We start from the raw sequence: 24,499 nt of genomic DNA, 5'->3' as shown, positions 1-24,499 counted from the left end.
AAGGTAATAGGGGCGAGCATTTTATTTGTAAGTTAACTATTCATAGGAATACGATAACGTTACGCCACTGTAAGTTGTGTAAGCACGAATTCCGATGTGCCAGGTACCCGCAGCGGGTGCTTGGAACGTACACACTTCATTATTACCATTCTCGTAAGGACGGCAATCAAAGTCACTGGTTTCGGGCTGTGACCCAAATTTCATATACAAATCGGCATCGCCACTACCACCTGACGTTTGTACCGTCATGGTCGTTACACCATCAGGAATAGTCCACGTATAACGATTCCAATTGCTTTGTGATGCAGATAGTCCGGTAAGTTGACCTGACACCGGCTCAACAGTTGGGTCAGTACCGGGATCTGAACCGCCACTGCCGCCGCAACCATTGGTATTCAGGTAACTGTAGGCATCCTCAAGTTGCATCAGGCCAAAACCATACAAGTTGTCTCGCCCATTTGCTCCCTTGTCTTCAGCCGCTGATGTTAACGCATTTCGGATCTGCGTGTTTGAGCACTGAGGGAAGTAACTCCATACTAAGGCCGCGCCACCTGCTACGTGAGGGGTAGCCATTGAAGTTCCACTTAAAGACGCATATGTGTCTGTAGGGTATGTTGAATAAACGGCACTACCCGGAGCGGCTATTTCAACTTGGTCATTGTACTGACTGTAGCTTGCTCTGTTTTCATTTGAATCAACAGCGGCAACCGACATGACTGCATCGTACGAAGCAGGATATGACTTCGCGCTCGTACCTGCATTACCTGCCGCAGCTACTAGCAACAAGCCATCGTCGGCAAAGCTTTGCATGGCGTTTTGCTCGGTTGTAGACGCGCTGCCGCCACCTAAACTCATGTTAACCACGTTAGCCCCGGCACTTTGACACTGTGAAATGGCATCAATAAGATCAGAGGCGTAGGTCCAATCACCACTGTCATTGAATATCTTAACGATATGCAAATTCACGCCTGGGTAAACACCAACAACCCCTTCGCTATTGTCATAAGCGGCAATGGTGCCCGCCACATGCGTACCATGACCATTGCCATCGTTATACCAATTCCCCACGGCACTATTATTCGCCTGACCGGTTACTCCGTTGTTAGTGCCAGGTAAGTCTGGATGCCCTAGGTTGTATCCCGTGTCGATAACACATACACGCCGAGCGGTAGTATCTGCTTGCGAAAGCTGATTAGCTTGTACCATGGTGTAACCGTAAGGCGTGGTTTGCGCCATAGGTGTGCGCTTTACATCTACTTCAATACTTTCTACATTTGCGTTGTTACGTAGTTTATTGAGGGCACTTCGGCTTAAAGACGCCGCCATCATACGATGCTTTCTAAGCTCTTTACGAACCTCTCCCCCCACCTTCTGTATTTCACTGCGGGCTGATTGCACTTCAAAAGGTTGCTTCACAATAGATTTTGTGGCTTGAACTAGTTCAGCCGAGCCAGATTTGCTGCTACTGGCATTGCTAATAACATCTGTCGTTAATGTTTCTTTGAATTTTATAATATAGCGCTGTTCTTCTTGTGCAGACTCGCCTTTCAAAACAAGTCGTTTACCGAGTAAAGATTGAAGCGATGCTTTTTGCTCTTCCACTTTTACTGGTGCATTGGTTGTGTTTGTTGCTGTCGTGTTTTTTGTGATTGCTGCAGTTGCAGCGTGACTTACTAACCCTACAGAAACTGCAAGGGCGATGGCTGATATACTTGTGTGTTTCATATTCACTTTTATTTCCTGTTATCTGTCTTGTCGTGTTTCAACGCTTTACAGCGCTTTTGAAACTTCGTTGTTATTAATAGACATTCAGGGCAAACGCTACTTCCTACGAAAGCACTCCATGCTCAAATTCGCAAACGGCCCACCTGCCTTTTGATGTGGCATTGGGTAAAACATTAAATGCGCACCATTTAACTATTAAGCATAGAATCAATGAGTTAAGTATTACGAAATGTTCCTCACGTTGAAAATATATACGTAAGTTGTAGATTGAATTGTGCTTAAGTAGCGTTGGAATTTTGGTAAATGCAGAGATGGCGCGAGGTTCGAATGTAAAGTGCCAATTTGTAAGAAAATATTAATTTATAATTTAAATTACCTTAAATATTCACTTGTTAATTTCACGCTTTTCAGAAACGAAAAAGCCGCTAACGGATACGTTAACGGCTTCTGTCTTTTGCGAATCAGTCTGTAGCTAATATAAGTTTGTAGCTAATAGTTATATACCAACTTAATAAAAGCTAGTTAGCCACGTTGGCGCACTATCTCGTATAAGCACACACCAGTGGCAACCGATACATTTAAGCTACTTACACTACCTGCCATTGGTAACTTCACTAATTCATCACAGGTCTCTTTGGTAAGCCTGCGCATGCCTTTACCTTCAGCGCCCATCACTAGTGCGGTTGGGCCATCTAGTTTTATATCGTAGAGGGTTTTGTCGGTTTCGCCCGCCGTGCCCACAATCCATAAACCTTTATCTTGAAGGTGCTTTAACGTACGCGCCAAGTTAGTCACTTGAATAAGTGGGATAACTTCCGCTGCTCCGCACGCGACTTTGCGCACGGTGCCGTTAAGGCTGGCCGATTTATCTTTCGGTACTACCACTGCATGCACACCCGCGCCATCGGCGGTACGCAAACAGGCGCCTAAATTATGCGGATCAGTGATACCGTCAAGCACAAGCAATAATGGCTTGCTTTCTTTGTCTAAGATTCTATCTAAGTCAGCTTCATCCATTACACGAGCGGGTTTCGCTCTAGCGACCACGCCTTGGTGCTGTTCGCCGTTAACTTTGTCGTCTAGTGCTTTACGCTGACAAAACTGTACTGATATACCAAATCGACGTGCTTGATTAACAATATTAGTCAAACGCTCGTCGTTACGGCCTTTTAATACCATCACTTCCATTACACGCTCTGGTTCTTGTTCTAAAACCGACTGCATTGCATGTAAACCATATAACCATTCTTGCTGTGCCATTAACGCTTATCCCCTTTCTTCGAACGCGATGGTGCCCCTTTGCCTTTTGGCGCGCCCTTTTTAGGGCCTCGCTTAGCATTTCTAGGCGGCTTCTTCGCACTGGCTACTTTAACCTTCTTGCCGCCGGGGCCGCGCAGCATAGACTTATCCAGCAATAAATCAATCTTTCTTTCATCTAGGTTAACCGCAGCCACTTTTACTTCTACAGTATCGCCTAGTCTAAATTGACGATGACCCGACTCACCCGCCAGTATTTGTTTAACTTGGTCGTAGTGATAGAAATCGTCATCTAGTGAGGTAATGTGCACTAGGCCGTCAATGTGATATTCGGTTAAGCGAACAAACAAGCCAAAGTTTGTCACTGAGCTCACTACGCCTTCGAAGGTATCGCCAACATGGTCAAGCATGAATTCACATTTAAGCCAGTCAGCAACATCACGGGTTGCATCGTCGGCACGACGTTCGGTCATCGAGCATTGTTCGCCTAGCTGTTCGATTTCTTCAACCGTGTAATTCTTCGCACCTGAAACCGTATTGTTGCCTTTTTGCTTGGCAATAACTCCTTTTAATGCGCGGTGAACCACTAAGTCTGGGTAACGACGAATAGGCGACGTAAAGTGCGCATAGGCTTCAAGGGCTAAGCCAAAGTGACCTAGGTTATCGCCATCGTAAATAGCCTGCTTCATTGAGCGAAGCAACATGGTTTGAATCAGCTCTTCGTCAGGACGACCACGGGTTTTTAATACCACGTCGGTGAAATCTGCCGGTAAGGCTTCATCGGTAATTTTGTGCGGCACGCCTATTTCAGCTAAGTAGCTGGTGAAAGCTGTGAGCCTATCGGCGTCTGGTTTATCGTGTACACGATATAGCGTAGGCGCTTCATTTTCAGACAGTGTTAGTGCAGCACTAACGTTAGCTAAAATCATGCACTCTTCAATAAGTTTGTGGGCATCGTTACGGATAAGCGGCACGATGTTTTCAATTTTACGCTGGGCGTTAAATACAAACTTACTTTCTTGGGTTTCAAACTCAATTGCACCACGGTGCTGACGCGCTTTTTTCAACGAGCGATATAAATCGTGAAGATGACGCAAATGCGGCACTTGTGCTTCATACCGTTGATGAAGATCTTTGTCGCCTTGCAGTATTTGCCATACCTTGGTGTAAGTTAAACGAGCGTGAGAATTCATTACGGCTTCATAGAATTGGTAAGTATCTAACTTACCTTGAGCGGTAATCGTCATCTCGCACACCATACACAAGCGATCAACTTCTGGGTTCAGTGAACACAAGCCGTTAGACAGCACTTCCGGTAGCATAGGAATAACTTGCTCAGGGAAATACACCGAGTTGCCTCGCTGCTGGGCTTCATCGTCTAACGCTGTGCCGTTTCGTACGTAGTAACTTACATCGGCAATGGCTACCCATAGTTGCCAACCACCATCATCTAACGGTTCACAATATACGGCATCATCAAAATCGCGAGCGTCTTCACCGTCTATGGTAACAAGTGGAAGCTGACGTAAATCGATTCGCCCTTCTTTTGCTTCATCTGGCACTTGCTCGGTAAGGCTTTTAACCTGTTTGGTAACGCCTTTTGGCCATTGGTGCGGAATATCAAAGGTGCGAAGCGCCATCTCTATTTCCATACCAGGCGCCATATGTTCACCTAGTACTTCAACAATTTTACCCACTGGGCTCATTTTACGACGTGGGCGCTGCGTAAGCTCAACCACCACTATTTGCCCCATACGGGCGCCGTGTACGTGTTCAGGAGGGATAACAATTTCATACTGTAGACGACTGTCATCTGGCACAACCATGCCAAACCCTTGCTCTACAAAGTAGCGACCAACAATAGGCTCTGAACGCGGCTCTACCACCTGCGTAATAAAGGCTTCTTTACGACCGCGGCGGTCAGTGCCACTTACTCGTGCTTCTACAATATCGTCATGCAAAAACAGTTTCATTTGGCCTGCACTAATGAACAGGTCTCCGCTTTTATCTTCCGGGCGTAAAAAGCCGAAGCCATCACGGTGGCCAATGACTTTACCGCGGAACAACTCATCTTGATCTTGAAGAATGTACTTCTTTTGACGGGTGAACTGAACTTGCCCTTCTCGCTCCATGGCGCGAAGGCGGCGTTGAATGCCAATGCGAGCATCTTCTTCTTCGGCATTCACTGCCGTACATATTTCAAGAAAAGACATAGGTCTGTCTTCTTCTTTCAATAAACTCATCAAAAACTCCCGGCTTGCTACCGGATTTTCGTACTTTTCTTTCTCGCGCTGATAATGCGGATCATCACTCATAGAGTTGTTCTGTCGCCTCGTTAGTTTATTCATTTTTCAAACACTGTTGCCCATGTTCTACGCATAGCAATTTTAAAGCGTTCGATTTACGCACAGTATAACAGCAATCTGCACAAAACATTACGTTATAAAACTGCCATGCCAGTGTCATACACTTTCGATATATCTTTAGTTCTCAATCACTAAAAAAATAACGCTTACGGACATGCCTTATGGACAGACGTTCTTTTATTAAATTAAGTTCTATTACCGGTGCCAGTGTTGCCATTGCAACAGGTTTAGCCGGCTGTGTTTCTACTAAAAAGCCACAAGATAGTGCCAGCTTCACTCATGGCGTTGCCAGCGGCGACCCTCTGCATAATAACGTTATTCTTTGGACCCGTGCTTTGCCCGACAAAAACGCAGTAAACGCCAATATTTTATGGGAAGTATCTAAGTCAAAAGATTTTAGTACGCTTGTTGCCAGTGATATTGCTCAGGCCCAGCAATCACGAGACTATACCGTTAAAGTTGATGTTTCCGGTTTAAATCCTGCCACCCGCTATTACTATCGCTTTAAAAGCGCAAATAGTATGAGCGAAGTAGGTACAACATTAACCTTACCGAAAGAAAGCGTAAGCCAGGTAACGTTCGGGGTGTTTTCATGTTCTAACTACCCTGCGGGCTTTTTTACGCCTTATGCTGATGCTGCAACACAACAGAATATTGATTTTGTATTGCATTTAGGCGACTACATTTACGAATATGATGGCGAAGGCTATGCCACCGAATATGCTAAAGAATTAGGCCGCACGTTTGCCGAAGACAACGACACCGAGCTTTATACCCTTGAAGATTACCGTAAACGCTATGCGCTCTATCGTACCGACCAAGGCTTGTTAGATTTACACCGTGCTAAGCCTTTTATAGTGGTGTGGGACGATCACGAAATCACCAACGACACCTACAAAGACGGCGCCGAAAACCATCAAGAGGATGAAGGGGATTTTTACGCCCGTAGAGCCGCGGCGGTGCAAGCTTATTATGAATGGCTACCCATTCGACCTACCTTCGGTGAAAGCAGATTAGAAATATATCGCCAGTTTACGTTCGGCAATTTAGTCGACCTATACATGCTAGATACACGTGTACTAGCGCGAGATAAGCAATTAGCCTATAGCGACTTTCGCGACCCAGATGCTACTAATTCCAAGGCTTTTGATTTAGCCGGTTTCACCAAAGCGATTAGTGCGCCGGAACGAGGTTTACTGGGGGATGCTCAACGAACATGGCTTAACACGGCCATGAACGATAGCAAAGCGAAGTGGCAAGTATTAGGGCAGCAGCTTTTAATTGGCCGCATGATGTTTCCTGCCTCTATCTTTAATGGTGTCCCTTTTGAAAAAATTCCTGCTCATGTGCACGCCCTTGCAAATAGCAAACGCAGAAAGCTAGCCGGAGAAACCATTTCAGCACAAGAAGAAAAGCTGCTAGCCGCTGCCATGCCATACAACCTTGATGCCTGGGATGGCTATCCGGTAGAAAGGGAAAAATTGCTAACCGCAGTGCAACAATTAAATAAACCAGTGATCGCATTAGCGGGCGACACGCACAATGCGTGGCATAACACCTTAACCTTGCAAGATGGCACCGCGGTGGCAACGGAGCTTGCCACATCCAGTGTTTCATCGCCGGGTATGGAGCATTATTTAAAAATGGATGCTGACACTGCGAAAATTATGGCGGAGGATCTTCCTGTGCTTATCGATGATTTAGCATATTGCAATTTGCATCAGCGGGGATATTTAACGGTATCTTTTACTGAAAAACAGGCGGTTGCCACGTGGCGTTATGTAGATACGATTAAATCCACATCATCCAGTACAGTAAATAGTCATGAGTTTGTTATTGAGGGCTGACGAAAGCCTGATTAGTGGCCAAGTAGAGGCTAAGTAAAAAAGTAAGTAGTGGCTGGGCAAAGTCTGAATTGATACGAGTAAAGCGCTAGCCCCGTTACTTGCCACCTAGCACCAAGACAAAAAAAATCCCGTTACCGCCAAAAGCGAAACGGGATTTTTTATTATTTAAAAGCTACCGATATTAGTAGCTATAGTAGAAGCGAACGCCTGCAATGCGCGGCATACCACGAACATAGGTAGGAATACCTAAACCACCACCCGTATTACCAGCATCAATTACATATTCTTTATCGAAGGCATTTTCTAAATACACTTCATACGCAAAGCTGCTGGCTTCTTGTGAGAACTGTACTGAAATATCTGTTAAAGAATGAGTATCTTGCGATAAACCCGGGTAATTACTGCTTTCAAAGAATACTTCAGACTGGAAGCTAGTTAACCAATTCACATTTACTAACCAATTCTGAACTTCAAATTCCTTATTGATGTTTATCGCACCGCTCACTTCTGGCGCTAAGCGGAATTTATTGCCAGCATATTGAAATGGGCTACCATCGGCCGTTTCATCAGCAAATTCTGCGTCTAAGAAACCAATGCTACCGGTAATCGATAAGGTATCGCTGTAATGGTAGGTTCCCATGCCTTCAATACCGGACATGGTTGAATCACCCACGGTTACGGTAATGGATTGTAAAGTTTCAGGATCAGTATAAGACTGCTGATAATCGCTATATTCATAGGTAAAAACCGCACCGGAGAAGGTGAAATTGTTACTTTGATATTTAACGCCTAAATCGTAGCTATCAACAATTTCAGCTTTAGTCGTCGATACACCAGAGAAGTCGGCATTAACTACAGGTGAGCGACGGCCTCGGGCGTAGTTCGCATAGAGATTCCAGTTATCGTTCATGTCATAACTTACAGCAAAACGAGGTAGCGTATCGTCAAAGTCGCCTTCCCCCTCAAATTCAAACGTGCCTGAATCTAATGTATAGGTATTTTTGGTATAGCGAGTTTCATCAATGTAGCGCACGCCGGCGGTCACATTCACTTTATCAGTCACAAAGTAAGAAACTTCTGCCACATAAGAAGTAATGTCTAACTCAGCTTCAAAGATGTACGGGCCTTGAATTATAGTAGAGGGGAAGTCTGCACTTGAAATTGGCGTGCCATCGGCATTAAACAATGAAGACACTAACATAGCGCGCAAAGCTTCAATTTCTTCAAGCGAGGCATCGGTAGCAATGTTTTGATTTAGCGGAATATTCGAAGACGCTTCTAATTGGCCTTTTACCGCATCGAACGTGCCGCGTACAAACGGGTCTACCATCACATAGTAAGGTAGTATCGAATCATCTTGGCTTACTGAGGCGCCCACAAAAGCCACCAGCTTTTCGCCCGAATCATAAACCAAGCGCATAGAACCACCGCTTAGTGTTGCATCGTTATCGAAGTAGGCATCTTGAATTTTTAGGGCTGAACCATCGGCATCAAACCCTTCACTCACTTCTACATCTTTATAATACGCATCGCCATGAAACATTAAGGTGTTGCTAATATCGTAATCTAATGAAATATCGTAGGCCTGCAGTGTACGCTCAATACCAAGCTCACTGCCCATACTAAATTCAGCCGCTGTAAACGGGCTGGTATCGCCGCCATTAGGCGCAATCGAGCCTGATTTAAATGCAATACCTGGTTGGTCGTTATACTCCATTGAAGCACGGGCTATTATTTCAAAGTTATCGTAGCTGGCTTTCCATGTACCACGTAGGGCTTGTACTGAAATACCTTGCAGATCTTCACTGTTACAGGGCACGGTATTACCTAAATGATCAATCATGTCGGCGTTGCCATAGTAGCTGTCTTCAGAGCAGGCATTGTTTTCTACAATACCGTCCATCTGACGATATAAGCCGGCAATACGCACGCTATGATTGTCATTAATAGGTGTATTGACCATGAACTCGGCTTCTTTGCCCGACTCAGTGTCGTAACCTAGCTGAACTGTTGCTTCCTTTTTATTGGTAGGCAAGTGAGAGTGAATACTGATAGCACCGTTAGCCGCGGCAACACCAAATAGTGTGGGCTGCGGGCCCTTTAATACTTCAACACGAGCAATATCGTAAAGCGCCACACTTGATACCGTTTTCTTACTGATATCGAAGCCATCTTGATATACCGAGATACGTGGGGTAGCCGAAACGGAAGAGCCGTCGTCTGTAACGCCACGAATATTAAATGAAGGTAGGCTTACCGCTTGTTCTTGAATTTGAACGTTTGGCAAAACGCGAGAAAGTTCATCAAGTTCCATAATGTTTGTGCGCTCTAAAAAGTCGCCTGAAATAACATCCATGGTTACCGGAACATCCATTATTGATTGCTCACGCATTTGAGCAGTAACGGTAATTTCTTCAATGTAGTCTTTCTCATCTGCTGGTGAATCTGTATTGGCAAATGTTGGGGCGGCCAATGCACTAAAAATAGCGCTGGCTAATAGCGTTTTTGAAAACATGTGTGTCCCTTAATGAATATCTCGTTAGTGTGTTCTGCGCTTAATTGTGTGTGTTTTTTCATGGTTTATTGCAGTAGTGGTCAGAGCTCTGCAAAGCAGATGAATCTAATCTTGTTATAAGACGAAATGATGAAGCGAAGGTGACAGGTAAGAGGCAGTTTTATGACAACATGTTTCAAAACCCAATAATTATCATACACGTATATAACTACACATGACTGTGATGGCTTGGGGTAAGAAGCGCTTGTTAGCCTGCTGGGCGTTTTTTCTTGCGATCTTAATTTATTAAAGTCGCACTATATTACTTTTTAAGTGAATTGCGGTTTAAGTGAATTGCGGGCGAAGTGAATTTGCTCAAGCATTGTTGCAGTGGGGGAAGTTTTCGAGCGCGCCATATACTTTTTAGCGAACGTGCTTAATGGCGAGCGAACGTGCTACTAGTGATTGCTAGCTTAAGTAGATTAGCTGTCTAGTGGGCGTTTTGCTGCGCGTACTGCTTTAGGATGCATTAGCTGTTCAAGCTTGCTTAAGTAACTGGCTATTTTTTGATGCTGCGCTTTGTCGTTAGTGACTGAGTTATGTAACCAATGATAGGCATCTTGATAGTCGTAAGGGCTGCCGTAACCGTCAAGAAATAGCTCAACTAACTGCAATTGCGCCTTTAAACTTTTTAGCGCTGCGGCTTCTCGCAAATACACTACCGCTCTTTCTTTATTTTGTTGTACTAAAGTACCGTTCGCATAGTAACGACCTAACTGTTCTAACGCAGCAGGGAAACCTTGGTTCGCCGCATCTTCAATATGGGTCATGCCCCTGGCAGGTTCAGCATCAACGCATACCCCCCACGCTAACATGTCCCCCCATAAAAACTGATAAGCAGGCACTTTAAGTATATCCGCACGGGCTTCTATATCTTGCACTAGCTGACATCTATCGGCGACTACTTTATCTAAGTGAGTATTGGCATTAATCATATCGATAAGCGCATTTTGATCGTATAACTGCACCGCACGAATTTCATCAATAGTTTCCCCTTCAGCCAACGCCAAGGCGCTGAAAAGTGTAGAAAGCAATAAACAAATTGTGGGCAGTGAATACAGTTTCATATCAATGGCTTCTTTATTTAGACGTTGGTGATTTGAGTTAATGTCTTAAGTTAAAGTCTGGGGTTAATGTCTTCAAACCATGCTTCTTAAGCGGTTAGGTATAAAGGCCGAGAAACAAATAACGGTATGAATATGACGATATTTACATCTAGACCTTAATGGCTATGTTTAATTATCGGCCATTAAAGCGAATACTTAATGATAGTTTAACGGGGTTTGTTTAACGGGGCAGGCTAAACAGCAGCCCCGCTACAAGCGTGTATTCTTTAGTGGCTACTTTTGCGATTACACAGCGCTGATTGTAGATGACGAGAATGATCGGCCAAATCTATTCCTAAATCGGTAAGATAACCGCCATCGGGCTGAGTAATCAGACCCTTTGTATAAAGTCTTGATGCGGCATTCACCATTGATTGGCTGGCATCGTGATGTATCTTTAGGCCTTGTAATAAACTGTCTGTAGGAAACTTAACTAATAAGTTAAGTTCGTCGAGCATGTCCTGGTCAAATATTGTCATACACTCACCTTAGGCAAAAAAGGGTATTATTGTTATTCACTCTTTTATATAGACAGTTCAACTACTTGAAGTTCAACCGCACTAACGCTATCAGACTACCATTTACGTAGGGTGTCCAGATTATTTTATCAACATACGCCGCTAAAACTTGATAAGCCACCCTTTTAGCCCACTGAACTGATCGGACTTTGTGTCGAAATAGTATATTCTTGTTCCTAACTTTAGTCTGCGGATACCCCCTGTTCAAATGAAGTACAAAGATTTACGTGACTTTATTCACCAGTTGGAAGCCAAAGGTGAATTGGTTCGCATTAGCCAGCCAATCGATACCGATTTAGAAATGACCGAAATAGCCGACCGTACACTACGTGCTGGTGGCCCTGCGCTATTATTTGAAAACCCTAAAAACCATAGCATGCCTGTATTGGCCAACTTATTTGGCACACCAGAACGTGTGGCAATGGGAATGGGGCAAGAGTCGGTTGCGGCACTTCGAGAAGTGGGCGAATTGCTGGCCTATTTAAAAGAACCCGAACCACCTAAAGGGCTAAAGGATTTATGGCAAAAACTGCCTGTTTTTAAACAGGTACTGAATATGCCAGCCAAGGTCGTAAAAAAAGCACCTTGCCAAGAAGTCGTACTAACCGGTGATGATGTCGATTTAGGTAAACTGCCTATCCAGCGTTGCTGGCCCGGTGATGCCGCGCCGCTTATTACGTGGGGGTTAAGTGTGACTAAAGGCCCGCATAAAAACCGCCAGAACCTAGGTATCTATCGCCAGCAGGTTATCGGTAAGAACAAGCTTATTATGCGTTGGTTATCTCACCGTGGTGGTGCGCTCGATTTTCGTGAATGGTGCCAAACTCACCCAGGAAAACCCTATCCGGTAAGCGTGGCACTAGGGGCCGATCCGGCCACTATTTTAGGTGCCGTTACTCCTGTGCCTGACACCCTTTCCGAATATGCCTTTGCAGGGTTGTTGCGAGGCGATAAAACTGAAGTGGTTAAATCGATAAGTAACGACCTGCAAGTGCCTGCAAGCGCTGAAATTGTTCTGGAAGGTTATATTGCACAAGACGAAGTCGCGCCCGAAGGGCCTTACGGCGATCATACTGGTTACTACAACGAAGTTGATGACTTCCCTGTGTTTACGGTAACCCATATTACCCATCGTAAAGATCCTATTTACCATTCAACGTATACCGGTCGCCCGCCTGATGAGCCAGCTATTTTAGGCGTAGCATTAAACGAAGTATTCGTGCCTATTTTGCAAAAACAGTTTCCAGAAATTGTAGACTTTTATCTACCGCCAGAAGGGTGTTCTTACCGCATGGCTGTGGTTACCATGAAAAAACAATATCCGGGTCATGCTAAGCGCGTAATGATGGGGGTTTGGTCGTTTTTACGACAGTTTATGTACACAAAGTTTGTGATAGTGTGCGATGACGACGTAAACGCCCGCGACTGGAACGATGTGATTTGGGCCATTACCACGCGTATGGATCCGGCACGCGATACGGTTATGATTGAAAATACTCCCATCGACTATTTAGATTTTGCTTCGCCAGTGTCTGGCCTTGGGTCGAAGATGGGGATGGACGCCACCAATAAAATGCCCGGCGAAACCGACCGTGAATGGGGCGAACCCATTGTGATGGACGAAGACGTGAAAAAACGGGTGGATGATATCTGGGATGAACTTGGTATCATGGACTTACCAACGGCGAAACGCTAACAGCAAACGTAAGAAGAGATTACATGTCAGAAATTAAATGTAAGGTTGCCAGCATCACGCCGTTAACCGACGTAGTATACAAAATTGAATTAACACCTCCCGCGCCAGTTGCCTTTCAAGCAGGCCAGTACGCACTTATTGATATGGGCGAAAAAGACAAGCGCCCCTTCTCTATTGCCAATGCAGCCTATGATAATTCACGCATTGAACTTCACATTGGCGCAGAGCCTGGCAATACTTTCGCCGGCGAAGTATTAAGTCGTATGAAAGAAGAAGGCGAAATTAGTCTTAGCGTAAATAACGGTGAAGCCTTTTTACAATCAAATGGCTTGCCGATGGTACTAATCGCTGGCGGCACAGGCTTTTCCTACACCTACTCTATATTACAGCAGCACCTGAACAGCGGTGATAAAACACCTATTACCCTTTATTGGGGAGGCCGTCATACCGGTGATTTATATCTATCAGAAGCGCTAAATGCACTCGCTGCCAAGCACGATAACTTTACCTTTGTACCTGTAGTGGAATTTGCCGAAGACGACTGGAAAGGTAGAACAGGATGGGTTCACCATGCAGTATTAGCCGACCATACAGACTTCGAACACATGCAAGTGTATGTAGCAGGGCGTTTTGAAATGGCTAAAACTGTACGTGAAGACTTTACCGTTCGCGGCTTAAAAGTAGAAAACCTATTTGGCGATGCCTTCGCGTTTATTTAAACATACGTACATATTGTTACATTTTAAAATGGTGACTTTGTACATACAGAGATAGTATGAAAATTGATTAACAAAGCGTTGAGCACCTTCCCACTGACTGCTCAACGAGTTGCTTTGTTATAATCGGTATCCAAAGGGCGGGATAGCCCTTTTTGGCCTAGCAAGAAGCATTGCCACCTTAATTGTTTGTTTTTGCTTTTGCTTGCGCCTTTTCTTGACGTATGTAGGAGTAAATCATGTATAACACCAAAAATCTTCTTGTTGCTTCAGTCGCCATGGGCTTGATTGGCTGCGGTGGTAGCGATGGTACCCCAGATACACAAACGCCTCCATCTGGTGGCGGAAACTCTTCATTTGAATATATTGTTAACGCCTCTTACACATCGAAGTGCGGCACTATTACTCCCCAACCTGAAGCGGTTATCGTACGGCATGATGCATCAGGCGACGCTGTAGAAGTCTATGAAGCCGATGAAAATGGCGATATTACGATAGACTATGGTGATGTAGCCACTTTCAGCTCAATTACTTTCTCAATCGGCGACAGTGGCCGCTTTCCTGAAGTAAAAACCTACGTGTCGGTTACCGCCGATAAAATTTTTGATATGACTTCCTTTCCCGGTGCCGATGATAATGTGACTCAATGTGAATGCGAGAGTGTCACTTTTGATATCAGTGAATTTACTTCATCAGGCGGTGTTACCGTGCGTGCATCTGCGGCCAATACTAATGAGCAAACGTATTTATCTAGCATTGACGACGTGGCTGAAGCGGAAGTGTGTAGAGCGGTTGATGGCGAATGGCCTAGTTTAGCAGTCGTTATTTCAACTCCCATTAACGGCCAGCCGTACCAAGAAATAGAGGTGTACAGCACCGAGATATCTGATTATGACGTTGATAGCACGAATAATATTTCACTATCAGATGCACACCTTAATACGAACGTTCCTTATTTAGTCACCAATACCCCTGTATTTACTGAAAGCAATTACCGCGTATCAAGTTCTAGCCAGATTGAAGATTTACACTCTTTTGGTTTTTACACAGGCGCTGACTCACTCGCCTTTTTACCGCAAAGTTTACCTATTTACAGCGAAAGCGAAAACTTGGAAACCTATCTTACATTTCAAGAAACAACCTATGATGAGATACTTTTTGATGACATAGAAGGTTTCGTTTGGATGGACATGGTGTCTGGTGTTTCGGTCGATTCAGATTATGCAGGCGTCGTCGATTTTACCGTGATGGAACCAACCCCATTCCTTGAAGCCGCTCAAGATATGCTTTCAGGCGACGATTATGATTTCTCCAATACCGGTGCCGACAATGTTTACCTGTATTTCAGTTCAGATGGTGAATTTTCTTTCAGCTTGACCACTCCCGCTCAAGGTTCAATGAGCATTCTTGATACGCTGAATTTTGATGATGTTGTTTTACCTTTCGAACTAGATTTAGACATAACACAGGAAATAGAGTCAGGGTTCTTGTATCTGCGAGCGGAAGACGTACTAAATACAACTGATTATCTTGAATCTTTATCTGATTGGAGTAATTCTTCATTTGGTGCCCTTTATATAGCAAGATAGTTAGCAACTTGCTTTCACCTTTGTCAATAGCCTCTTTTTGAAGAGGCTATTCTTAATACACCTTTTAATTCGACCATTAACTTCTCCACACGTTAACCCCATTTGTTGCTTTCTTTCGTATCCAGTATGGTTATAAAAAAAGAGATGGAGAAAACAATGATAAAAAGCATTCCTACATTCGTAAAAATTTCAGCGTTAGCAGTATTACCACTTTCCTTGACCTTTACAGCGCAAGCGCAAAATGAACAACAACAAGCCTTGTACAAAATAGCCGAAGACATTTCCCCCAAGCGCATTGAAAGCGATATCACCACCCTTGTGAATTTTGGAACCCGACATACCTTATCGGAAACCGAATCAGATACCCGAGGCATAGGGGCCGCAAGGCGCTGGATTAAGTCTGAGTTTGAAAAGATATCAGCCGAATGTGGTGGTTGCTTAGACGTGTATTTTCAGTCTGAAACCATTAGCGGTGAAAAACGTATACCCGACCCTGTCGAGGTAGTAAGCGTTATTGCTATTCAACGCGGCAGTACCGATCCAGAACGTTACGTGATGATGTCTGGTGATATAGATTCTCGCGTATCTGATGTGATGGATTTCACATCAGACTCACCTGGCGCAAACGATAATGCATCGGGCGTAGCTGGAACACTGGAAGCCGCACGCATACTATCGAAATATAAATTTAACGGTAGCATTGTGTACGCCGCACTAGCAGGGGAAGAACAAGGCCTGTTTGGTGGGCGTATTATGGCAAACCAAGTTCAAAAAGATGGCTGGCGGTTAAAAGCAGTATTGAACAACGACATGATTGGCAATATAGAGGGCGTTAATGGGGTTATCAACAACACCACGGCGCGCATATTTGCTGAAGGCACTCGCGTAACCGAAACCACAGATGAAGCTCGCACCCGCCGCTTCACAGGTGGAGAAGTCGATTCACCAAGCAGAAACTTAGCAAGATACATTGATAACATTGCCGACCAATACATTGAGAATCTAGATACCATGGTCATTTATCGATTAGATCGCTTTGGTCGTGGCGGGCACCATCGCCCCTTCAACGATTTAGGTTTCCCCGGTATTCGTATTATGGAAACCAATGAAAACTACACTCGCCAGCATCAGGATCTTCGAGAAGAAGATGGTATCAAGTATGGCGATACCTTAGACGGTGTGAATTTTGATTACGCAGCCAAGCTAACGGGTTTAAACGCAGTATCGCTAGCGGCTATGGCTTGGGCGCCCAACCCGCCAGCTAACGTAAAAATTAAAGGCGCCGTTCAGCCTTCTACCACATTAATGTGGGATATAGCAGATACAGCGCAAAACCCTCAACTGTCGGGCTATAAAGTTTACTGGCGTCATACCGATGCACCGCAATGGGAATTTAGTAAGTTTGTTGGTAAGGTGAACGAAGCCACGTTAGAAAACGTAGTAATTGACAACTACTTTTTCGGGGTTGCCAGTGTGAACAACGATGGCATTGAAAGCCCAGTTGTATTCCCAGGCGCTGCAGGCAGTTTTGGCCAGTAACGGTTATACTGTTGATAGGTAATAGCGCCTATAGATAATAATAATGTTGTTTTGGAGATGTCGCCCGTGTTGGTGAGAGTCATCGCTTTATTAAGTTTTATCACCGTGGTGGCGCCGTTAAAGGCAAACAGTGTCACACTTGCCGCAGCGCCATTTGAAACTTACGTAAGCGATGAGGGCGAACCTTCAAGACTCACGTCTATCGTTGAAGCGGCGTTCTCGCGAATGCAAACCGACCTGGAGCTTCAGGTTATGCGCGATGCTTTCTTAGGTAGCGCAGTACGTTCTGGTAAGGTGGATGGCGAGTTCGCCTATATAGATTTAGGTGAAAGAAAAGACACGGTTACCCTTTCAGCCCCCTACCTTCCCATCTATTTATATGCCACGGGTAAAAAATACGATGTTGAAGAGATTAAGCTGATACCGCATTTAAAAGACAGCCGCGTAGCGATAGAAAACCGCTTTGCTAATACGCCAAAGTTCCGCATGCTAAAAGAAATCAAGTGGTCACGTAATCCCAGCACGTACGACGCTTTTAAGCAGCTAGCCGATGACAGAGCGCCGTATTTAATTACTACCCACTTGTTGATTGAAGAGTTTAATTTACTTCTTGATAAAGACGGTGAAGAGCTTTTACACGTATCTTCAGCATCGTTGATGAACGCTGGTTTTTCCTTGGCACTTGGCACAAGTACGCCTAACGCTAAGGCCACTATTGAAGCGTTTGAACAAACCATTCAGGTCATGCAACAAGATGGCAGTTACAATAAAATTCTGGGGCTACCTTGGCTATCCAAAGACATTAACAACGACGGTATCGCCGACTATATTGGTGAAACTAGTGTGAGCCTTGTACCCACAGATACACTTACCGCCTACCCACTCGATAAATCGTTACCTGGTGATAGCAGTATTTACGTTATTGATGGTGTTATCGTTGAAACGAAAGCTGAAGCGATGGCTATGCTTGATGGCGTTAAGGCCGAGCGAGAAAGTTTGCTCGACCCTGATGTTTATAAAACCATGATTAGACGCTGGTAGTTATTTAACTGCGCTTTTTATTGCGCTTTTTATTGCGCTTTTTATTGCGCTTTTTATTGCGCTTTTTAGGAGCAGATTTTAGCAGTGCCTTTTGCTAGCACTGTAGAAGAGCGCCCTTATAGTCAATCATTTTGCGAAACCGCTCTCGCTTTCTTAATTTTCAACTAGTGATTTCAAGAATATCAAATGTTGAGCCAGCATCCCCTCTGATTAACAAAATACAATCGGAAGTTTGCGCCGGAAACTCTATTTTGTTCTCCCAACCTTCTATATATTTTTGTTGATAATCGTTGCATCTAAGCTCCACTGAATCAACATTCCCTTGAGAAACTTCAACTTTAAATGTTGAGGGATCATACGTTTGAGACCACGCGCCTAAATGACTCAGCTGACCTTTAGTGACGTTTGCTGACCCAGTCGCTTTAGCAGCCTTCAGTGCATCTGCAAATTGTTGATAGGTTTCTTCAGATAAATTAAGGCCATTAACACTTCCCATTCGCGAAAGGGTTTCGGCGGCACCATTAAAATTGCCGAAATAAAGCTGTGACTGAAAAAGATTCACCGTCGACTTAGCCAATATTGCTATAGGCAAGTGTTCGTATAAATCTACTGTAATTTGGGATTGGCGCATATATTCTAAAAAATTTTCATTTTTATAATAATAGATAGACTTTAACCACGCAGCCAAAGCATGTTCGTTTAAATTTTTAGTATGGTCTTCTACCAAATTGTCTATGGATTTTTTTATGTTAAGCATATCTGCGGTAGGGCTAGAAAGCGCATCTATGGTAGCTTGGTATTCTTTTGCAAAGGCAGGCGTCACGCTACCTTCGCTATGGCCAGCCTCTGAGTATGTGTGTTTAACAAACAGAGTTTGAGCACTTGCTACTGGCTTATTGTTAACGAGCGCAGGAGAATATTGAAGGTTTCTTATGTATTTAGTGACTTTTTTGACATATCTGTCTTTGCCTGAATAATCAAAAACAACGATATCTTTCGTTGTGCCGTCTTTGTCTATTATAAATGAAACTCTTGTCCAACCTTCCATGCCTCCGCGCGAGGTAAAGGTCTCTTCCACTTTATTAGCATTTTTTATTATTTTGGCGGCTTTAACTTCTTTGCTGTTACCATTGGCAAAAGAGAAGCTGCTGGACACGATCAATAACACGCATAATAGCGCAGAAAATATTTTCACAATTTATCCCTAATTTTTAGCGTGTTAAAAGTAATAAACCTCAACATCGCGTTTCCTGTTTAATTCTATATTGTTTATAGCACCTATCTTTTAAACTTAACAATAAATCGAAACGTCACGAGACAACTTATCAACGAACATAAGATTCACCATGCCCATTTATGTCGTTTTCGAGTTCCTCCTAACATAATTTTCATCTGATACTTGTTGATCTCAATCAAACTTCGGCATAAACTTTCAGTAATTTCTGAAAGTTCAGCAGGTATAGACATGAAAATGACACCACTTATTACTTCCGCGGTTATGCATTTCGGCGAAATGGGCAGTCGTTGGGGCTTTAACCGTACTGTGGGCCAAATTTTGGCGCTGATTGTACTTGCTGATGAACCCATCTCAGCGCAAGAAATCGCCGACGCGCTAAATATATCTCGCGGCAACACCAGCATGGGATTAAAGGAGCTTCAGTCGTGGCGCTTGGTAAAACAGCACCTTGTCCCTGGCGAACGAAAAGAGTTCTTTATTGCAGGCGGTGACATTTGGACCCTAGCAAACCGCGTATTCGAAGAGCGCCGCAAACGCGAAATAGACCCTACCATGAGTTTATTGCGAGATTTATTACTCGATACGCCCGCCAACAAAACTGAAGCCAACGCACAAGATAAGCTGAATGAAATTCATGACTTATTAGAGTCGGTAACGGCATGGTCACAAGAGCTTCAAAACCTAGGCCCCGATAAACTTAACACCTTGATGAAACTCGGCTCGGGTGTTGGCCGTATGTTAGAACTGAAAGACAAAATTCTTCCGGGAAAAAATTCCGTTAATTAAGGAGACTATCTGTGGATGCGTTTTTGCTGTCTCGTTTACAATTTGCATTAAATATTAGTTTTCATATTCTGTTTCCTACTATCACCATGGCAATGGGATGGTTCCTTTTCTACTTCAAATTTCGCTCAAATGTAACCGGCCACCCTGTTTGGATGCGTATGTACCGCTTCTGGGTGCGCGTATTCGCACTAAGCTTTGCACTTGGTGTAGTAAGTGGCGTGACCATGTCTTTCCAATTTGGTACCAACTGGCCCGGCTTCATGGAGCGGGTGGGTAATGTGGCAGGCCCCCTATTGGGCTACGAAGTCCTTACTGCGTTTTTCTTAGAAGCCACCTTCCTTGGTATTATGCTGTTTGGTATTCGCCGAGTCCCTAATTGGTTACACACCCTTTCAACATTGATTGTGGCAGTGGGCACTACCATGTCAGCCTTTTGGATTTTGGCGCTTAACAGCTGGATGCAAACGCCTCAGGGGCATGAAGTTATAGATGGCGTTGTGTATGCGGTAAATTGGAGCGAAATTATTTTTAATCCTTCGTTCCCGTATCGCTTTGTACACATGATGCTAGCTTCGGGTTTGACGGCCAGTTTCTTAATTGCCGGTTTGTCGGCCTACCGTATGTTGAAAGGTGATGACAAGCTAGCGCCAAAGCTTGCTCTTAAAACCGCAACCTATACCGCGGCAGTGCTTATTCCTTTGCAGATTTTTGCAGGCGATATGCATGGATTAAATACCCTTGAGCATCAACCACAAAAAGTTGCCGCAATGGAAGGCTTGTGGGATACCACAGAGGGTGCGCCCTTACTGTTGTTTGCTATTCCCGACGAAGAAAGCAGAGAAAATCACTTCGAAATACCGGTACCCAACGGCGCGAGCCTAATTTTAACCCATAAAATGGATGGCAAAATTCAAGGCCTAAACGACTTTGAAGGCGAGCATCCGCCAGTAGCACCTGTATTCTTCGGGTTTCGGGTGATGGTAGGCATGGGCTTTTTAATGTTGGCGGTTTCGTGGCTTGGCAGTAGTTATTTACTTAGAGGGAAATCTTTCCCACTTTGGCTCAAGCGAGTATTCGCTGGCATGGCATTCAGCGGCTGGATTGCAACCTTAGCCGGTTGGTATGTGACTGAAATTGGGAGGCAGCCTTATCTCGTCAGTGGTGTTTTACGTACTCAAGAAGCGGTAACAACACTTCCTCCTGCGAATATCGCTTTCTCGTTCACCATGTACGCCACAATTTATACAATTTTGCTGTTCGCTTATATGGGAACGCTCATGTTGATGTGTCGCCGCGCCGTTGAAATTGAAGAGATTTCTACGGAAGAGCGTGAAATGGCAAAAGCTAGCAAAATGTCGCCGGCTAACACTTAAGGAGCAGCTATGTTATTCGAAAATGTATCAGCAGAAACATTAGGGAATATTTACGTTGGCCTGCTTGGGCTGGCAGTATTGCTGTACGCTATTTTAGATGGTTACGATTTAGGGGTAGGTGTTTTAATACCGCCCCGAGAAGAAAAGTTTCGTGACGATATGATTGCGTCTATTGGGCCCTATTGGGACGCCAATGAAACGTGGTTGGTATTGGCCGTTGGGCTTCTGCTGATTGCTTTTCCCGAAGCACACAGTGAGGTGCTTCAAAGCCTTTATATTCCCGCAACTATAATGCTATTAGGGCTCATTTTACGTGGCGTCTCTTTTGATTTTAGGGCGAAGGTCGTTCAAGTGCATAAGCGTAAGTGGGATCTCACCTTTAAGTACGGTTCATTACTTACCACGCTGGCGCAAGGTTATATGCTAGGCATTTATGTAACAGGTTTACGTACCGACTTATGGGCACAAGGCTTTGCCTTATTGTCTGCTATTGGTGTAACGGCTGCGTATGCTTTTATTGGCTCTTGCTGGTTAATATTAAAAGCAGAGAACGACTTACAAGCCAAAGCCTATTATTGGGCGCGCAGAGGGTTGTTTGCGCTTTCTATAGGGATAGTCGCGGTTAGCCTAGCAAACTTATTCTTACATGATGATGTGCGTGACTTGTGGTTATCATCCACTATTGGCTATGTATTGATGGCTATTCCTGTTGCCTGCTTTTTATTACTTAGCTTATGTGGCGTGTTATTGAAAAAGCTACCTGATGCGGGCGGGAAAGGCGAATGGATGCCTTTTGCCATAGCATTAACCGTGTTTGTACTTTGCTTCACCGCCTTCGGGGTAAGCTACTACCCGTTTGTCATACCAGGACACCTTACGGTTCAAGATGCACTTAGCGACGCTAACTCACTTCGCTTCTTATTAGTGGGTGTCGTTATTGTAGTACCTTGCATTCTGGCTTACACCGCGATGGTATACAAAATATTTTCAGGTAAATCAGAAAAGCTTAGCTACTATTAGCGCCTGTCTACCAGTTCCCCCTTAAAAAAGATAATAGGCCCCTAACCACCTGGTTTCGGAGCCTTTTTTTCACCCGAAACATATTCAGCTCCTTGCAACTTCACTAGATCACTTTTTTTCTAATTTAGACCTCACACACTTGTAAACAAATAATTACACCAAAAATCAAACAAAATTCTTATATATTTCTTTTGTGACAGTGTTGACATAATAATTAAATATACGTATGCTTATTTTGGGCAGAATTAAAAGGAGACCATTATGAACAATGTAGTTAAATCATTTTCAAGGTTCTTCAGGCGTGCTCACCCCTATACAGTGGCTTACTATATAGGTCGGAAAAATGCTCAAAATATTTTAGGATGTAAGATCCAAAAGAAATCCAAGATTTTTGCTAGCAAGCAAACTGAAGAACAACAGCATTAGTAACGAAGGGCCCCTAACAGGGCCCTTCTTGCATTAGCCTATTTTAAATTGGTTCACATTAGCACTTAATCCATTTGCAAGTGCAGACAAATCTTCAGCCGCATCGTTTACCTGACTGTTGTTCTGAGACAGTCTATCTCCCAAATTCTTAAATTGATTAACACCATTTTTCGCTTCATTGGCCTGCAACTGTGAATGTTTCGCCAATACGGCCGCTTCTTCACTAACACTCACTAACGCCAAAATGCTTTGCGTTCCTGCTTCAAGGGTTGAGACCAAATCATTAGCTAACCCCACTGAGTCATGTGCCTTGTTTTGATTTGAGCTCATAGTAGATACTGCAGAGGTAATTGAAACCACAATTTTCTCAAGCATGGTATTAATTTCAACCGTGGACTGGTGGGTTCTTACTGCTAGTGTTCTCACTTCATCCGCAACTACCGCGAAACCTCTGCCAGAATCCCCTGCCCTTGCCGCTTCAATAGCAGCATTTAATGCCAGTAGGTTTGTCTGATCGGCAATTTCTGCAATGGTCTTCACTACACTTGAAACATTGTTCCCTTCAACTTGAAGGGTTTCTAGCATACTCGCCGTTTGCTCAATATCATTGGCCAAGTCAGAAATAGCGTCGGCGGTCTCTTTTACTTGTACACGACCTGCATCCACCTGTTTTGCGCTGTCTTGGGCTGCACTTGCTGCAGTTTGTGAACGCTGAAGGCTTTCCACCATGTCTGACTCTAACGAGTCCATAATGTTTACAAGGCCGGTAATATCGGTGAGTAAACTATCCACCGACGAACTTGACTGCTCTGTAGTTGTAGAGAGAGAATTCACCGCGCCCTCTATGCCAGAAACGGCGCCTTTCACTTCTTTCATACCCGCCTGAAACACAGATACCAAACCATGAATACTGTTGGTCATTCTACAAAGTTCATGGGTGCTTTGTTCTGGAAGGCGCGCTACTAAGTTCCTAGTTTTCGCTAAACTATCGAGCTTCTCAGCCATGCCTTCTATCGGCTGCGCAATTTGTTTTTTAGCACTATGGTAACCAGCCATGGCAACAGCAGCTAGAATAAGCACGAGAAAGTAAATAGTGAATTGACTGGTTTGTAACTGACTTCCTATCGCCTGAGAACGCTCACCGGCTTTGCTTGCCACCTGATTTCTTACTTCAATTAATGCGTTGTCAAAAACAGAGGCTAATTCATTAACTAACTGTAAATCGTCACGGGCACGATCCCAATCAACCCGCGAGGCAGACATAGTTGCTTGAAGTGAATCCATACTTGAAACTAGCGAATTGAACTGAGATTTAAGGGTATCACCGGCCATATAGCCTAATGCTTTGAATCCAGCATCAACGTTTTGCTCTAATTCTTGTTTTTGTTCATCAAAGGCATTGCCCGATAACGTTGTGCCATAAAGTGAGAAGCCAATTAACACAAGTTGCTTACTGTTACTTTGCACATTATCTAATGTACTTAACGCGGGTAAGGTTTCACTCACAAAAGTATCGACTTGGTGCGTGACCTGCTTGTTGTTCAATGTTAACACCACGGCAGCAATTAAGGTTGCGAGTAATATTCCTGCATAACCCGTTAAAATTCTTACTTTTATAGTGTTTAACATTGCATACTGCCTTCGGGGAAAAAATTAACGTAAAGTATTACTGTAGACACTTTGAAGCATAAACCAATAAAAAA

Annotated in this window: 18 protein-coding genes; 10 read left to right on the top strand and 8 right to left on the bottom strand. The window is 44.1% G+C overall.

Annotation, left to right across the window (positions count from 1 at the left end):
• Nucleotides 1-36: 36 nt before the first annotated feature.
• From C7Y69_RS03025 to rnr, 3 genes are all read right to left on the bottom strand, one after another.
• Nucleotides 37-1,725 (bottom strand): S8 family serine peptidase, encoded by a 1,689-nt coding sequence (locus tag C7Y69_RS03025; RefSeq protein ID WP_126871757.1) that lies wholly within the window; start codon nt 1,723-1,725, stop codon nt 37-39.
• A gap of 522 nt (nt 1,726-2,247) precedes the next feature.
• Nucleotides 2,248-2,985 (bottom strand): 23S rRNA (guanosine(2251)-2'-O)-methyltransferase RlmB, encoded by a 738-nt coding sequence (gene rlmB, locus C7Y69_RS03020; protein ID WP_013786232.1) that lies wholly within the window; start codon nt 2,983-2,985, stop codon nt 2,248-2,250.
• Nucleotides 2,985-5,297, bottom strand: a complete 2,313-nt coding sequence (gene rnr / locus C7Y69_RS03015; RefSeq protein WP_126871756.1) for a ribonuclease R — start codon at nt 5,295-5,297, stop codon at nt 2,985-2,987. Before rnr ends, rlmB begins: the two co-directional genes overlap by 1 nt.
• A 212-nt stretch (nt 5,298-5,509) precedes the next feature.
• Here rnr and C7Y69_RS03010 point away from each other — a divergent pair, with 212 nt between their 5' ends.
• A complete protein-coding gene (locus C7Y69_RS03010) occupies nt 5,510-7,195 on the top strand; it encodes an alkaline phosphatase D family protein (protein ID WP_126871755.1) in 1,686 nt (561 codons plus the stop codon).
• Nucleotides 7,196-7,376: 181 nt separating this feature from the next.
• On the opposite strand, the gene C7Y69_RS03005 is transcribed toward C7Y69_RS03010, so the two are convergent.
• The 3 genes from C7Y69_RS03005 to C7Y69_RS02995 form a co-directional block, all read right to left on the bottom strand.
• Nucleotides 7,377-9,710, bottom strand: coding sequence for a TonB-dependent receptor (locus tag C7Y69_RS03005; protein WP_126871754.1), 2,334 nt, complete (start codon nt 9,708-9,710; stop codon nt 7,377-7,379).
• 461 nt (nt 9,711-10,171) lie between these two features.
• Nucleotides 10,172-10,816 (bottom strand): tetratricopeptide repeat protein, encoded by a 645-nt coding sequence (locus C7Y69_RS03000; protein ID WP_126871753.1) that lies wholly within the window; start codon nt 10,814-10,816, stop codon nt 10,172-10,174.
• Between the two features lie 266 nt (nt 10,817-11,082).
• Nucleotides 11,083-11,334, bottom strand: a complete 252-nt coding sequence (locus C7Y69_RS02995) for a TIGR02647 family protein (protein ID WP_126871752.1) — start codon at nt 11,332-11,334, stop codon at nt 11,083-11,085.
• A 247-nt stretch (nt 11,335-11,581) separates the two neighbouring features.
• Between C7Y69_RS02995 and ubiD the strand changes: the two genes are divergently transcribed.
• The 5 genes from ubiD to C7Y69_RS02970 all read left to right on the top strand — a co-directional run bounded on the left by ubiD (nt 11,582) and on the right by C7Y69_RS02970 (nt 17,954).
• A complete protein-coding gene (gene ubiD, locus C7Y69_RS02990; RefSeq protein ID WP_013786238.1) occupies nt 11,582-13,069 on the top strand; it encodes a 4-hydroxy-3-polyprenylbenzoate decarboxylase in 1,488 nt (495 codons plus the stop codon).
• Nucleotides 13,070-13,092: 23 nt separating this feature from the next.
• Nucleotides 13,093-13,788, top strand: a complete 696-nt coding sequence (gene fre / locus C7Y69_RS02985) for an NAD(P)H-flavin reductase (RefSeq protein WP_013786239.1) — start codon at nt 13,093-13,095, stop codon at nt 13,786-13,788.
• Nucleotides 13,789-14,024: 236 nt separating this feature from the next.
• A complete protein-coding gene (locus C7Y69_RS02980) occupies nt 14,025-15,374 on the top strand; it encodes a hypothetical protein (RefSeq protein WP_013786240.1) in 1,350 nt (449 codons plus the stop codon).
• A gap of 156 nt (nt 15,375-15,530) precedes the next feature.
• Nucleotides 15,531-16,913 (top strand): M28 family metallopeptidase, encoded by a 1,383-nt coding sequence (locus C7Y69_RS02975; protein WP_013786241.1) that lies wholly within the window; start codon nt 15,531-15,533, stop codon nt 16,911-16,913.
• A 66-nt stretch (nt 16,914-16,979) separates the two neighbouring features.
• Nucleotides 16,980-17,954, top strand: coding sequence for a substrate-binding periplasmic protein (locus tag C7Y69_RS02970; RefSeq protein WP_013786242.1), 975 nt, complete (start codon nt 16,980-16,982; stop codon nt 17,952-17,954).
• Between the two features lie 160 nt (nt 17,955-18,114).
• Here C7Y69_RS02970 and C7Y69_RS02965 read toward each other — a convergent pair whose 3' ends face one another.
• On the bottom strand, nt 18,115-19,149 hold the full coding sequence (locus C7Y69_RS02965) for an energy transducer TonB (protein WP_013786243.1): 1,035 nt from the start codon (nt 19,147-19,149) through the stop codon (nt 18,115-18,117).
• A 270-nt stretch (nt 19,150-19,419) separates the two neighbouring features.
• Here C7Y69_RS02965 and C7Y69_RS02960 point away from each other — a divergent pair, with 270 nt between their 5' ends.
• The 4 genes from C7Y69_RS02960 (at nt 19,420) to C7Y69_RS21495 (ending at nt 22,796) form a co-directional block, all read left to right on the top strand.
• Nucleotides 19,420-19,977 (top strand): GbsR/MarR family transcriptional regulator, encoded by a 558-nt coding sequence (locus C7Y69_RS02960; protein WP_013786244.1) that lies wholly within the window; start codon nt 19,420-19,422, stop codon nt 19,975-19,977.
• A gap of 11 nt (nt 19,978-19,988) precedes the next feature.
• Nucleotides 19,989-21,350: a cytochrome ubiquinol oxidase subunit I gene (locus tag C7Y69_RS02955; RefSeq protein ID WP_126871750.1), complete on the top strand. Its 1,362-nt coding sequence runs from the start codon at nt 19,989-19,991 to the stop codon at nt 21,348-21,350.
• A gap of 9 nt (nt 21,351-21,359) precedes the next feature.
• Nucleotides 21,360-22,370, top strand: coding sequence for a cytochrome d ubiquinol oxidase subunit II (locus C7Y69_RS02950; protein ID WP_126871749.1), 1,011 nt, complete (start codon nt 21,360-21,362; stop codon nt 22,368-22,370).
• Nucleotides 22,371-22,631: 261 nt separating this feature from the next.
• Nucleotides 22,632-22,796: a hypothetical protein gene (locus C7Y69_RS21495; protein WP_167347530.1), complete on the top strand. Its 165-nt coding sequence runs from the start codon at nt 22,632-22,634 to the stop codon at nt 22,794-22,796.
• A gap of 33 nt (nt 22,797-22,829) precedes the next feature.
• On the opposite strand, the gene C7Y69_RS02945 is transcribed toward C7Y69_RS21495, so the two are convergent.
• Nucleotides 22,830-24,425: a methyl-accepting chemotaxis protein gene (locus C7Y69_RS02945; protein ID WP_126871748.1), complete on the bottom strand. Its 1,596-nt coding sequence runs from the start codon at nt 24,423-24,425 to the stop codon at nt 22,830-22,832.
• Nucleotides 24,426-24,499 lie beyond the last annotated feature (74 nt).

The organism is Alteromonas sp. KS69, from assembly GCF_003989595.1.
GTDB classification, from domain to species: domain Bacteria; phylum Pseudomonadota; class Gammaproteobacteria; order Enterobacterales; family Alteromonadaceae; genus Alteromonas; species Alteromonas naphthalenivorans.
Note: the sequence above shows the minus strand (reverse complement) of the source record. Positions and strands in the feature narration are given on the sequence as shown.

Excerpts from the sequence above, each read along its gene's own strand:
- C7Y69_RS03025 (WP_126871757.1), bottom strand. The coding sequence starts at position 1,725 with ATGAAACACACAAGTATATCAGCCATCGCCCTTGCAGTTTCTGTAGGG.
- rlmB (WP_013786232.1), bottom strand. The coding sequence starts at position 2,985 with ATGGCACAGCAAGAATGGTTATATGGTTTACATGCAATGCAGTCGGTT.
- rnr (WP_126871756.1), bottom strand. The coding sequence starts at position 5,297 with ATGAGTGATGATCCGCATTATCAGCGCGAGAAAGAAAAGTACGAAAAT.
- C7Y69_RS03010 (WP_126871755.1), top strand. The coding sequence starts at position 5,510 with ATGGACAGACGTTCTTTTATTAAATTAAGTTCTATTACCGGTGCCAGT.
- C7Y69_RS03005 (WP_126871754.1), bottom strand. The coding sequence starts at position 9,710 with ATGTTTTCAAAAACGCTATTAGCCAGCGCTATTTTTAGTGCATTGGCC.
- C7Y69_RS03000 (WP_126871753.1), bottom strand. The coding sequence starts at position 10,816 with ATGAAACTGTATTCACTGCCCACAATTTGTTTATTGCTTTCTACACTT.
- C7Y69_RS02995 (WP_126871752.1), bottom strand. The coding sequence starts at position 11,334 with ATGACAATATTTGACCAGGACATGCTCGACGAACTTAACTTATTAGTT.
- ubiD (WP_013786238.1), top strand. The coding sequence starts at position 11,582 with ATGAAGTACAAAGATTTACGTGACTTTATTCACCAGTTGGAAGCCAAA.
- fre (WP_013786239.1), top strand. The coding sequence starts at position 13,093 with ATGTCAGAAATTAAATGTAAGGTTGCCAGCATCACGCCGTTAACCGAC.
- C7Y69_RS02980 (WP_013786240.1), top strand. The coding sequence starts at position 14,025 with ATGTATAACACCAAAAATCTTCTTGTTGCTTCAGTCGCCATGGGCTTG.
- C7Y69_RS02975 (WP_013786241.1), top strand. The coding sequence starts at position 15,531 with ATGATAAAAAGCATTCCTACATTCGTAAAAATTTCAGCGTTAGCAGTA.
- C7Y69_RS02960 (WP_013786244.1), top strand. The coding sequence starts at position 19,420 with ATGAAAATGACACCACTTATTACTTCCGCGGTTATGCATTTCGGCGAA.
- C7Y69_RS02950 (WP_126871749.1), top strand. The coding sequence starts at position 21,360 with ATGTTATTCGAAAATGTATCAGCAGAAACATTAGGGAATATTTACGTT.
- C7Y69_RS21495 (WP_167347530.1), top strand. The coding sequence starts at position 22,632 with ATGAACAATGTAGTTAAATCATTTTCAAGGTTCTTCAGGCGTGCTCAC.
- C7Y69_RS02945 (WP_126871748.1), bottom strand. The coding sequence starts at position 24,425 with ATGTTAAACACTATAAAAGTAAGAATTTTAACGGGTTATGCAGGAATA.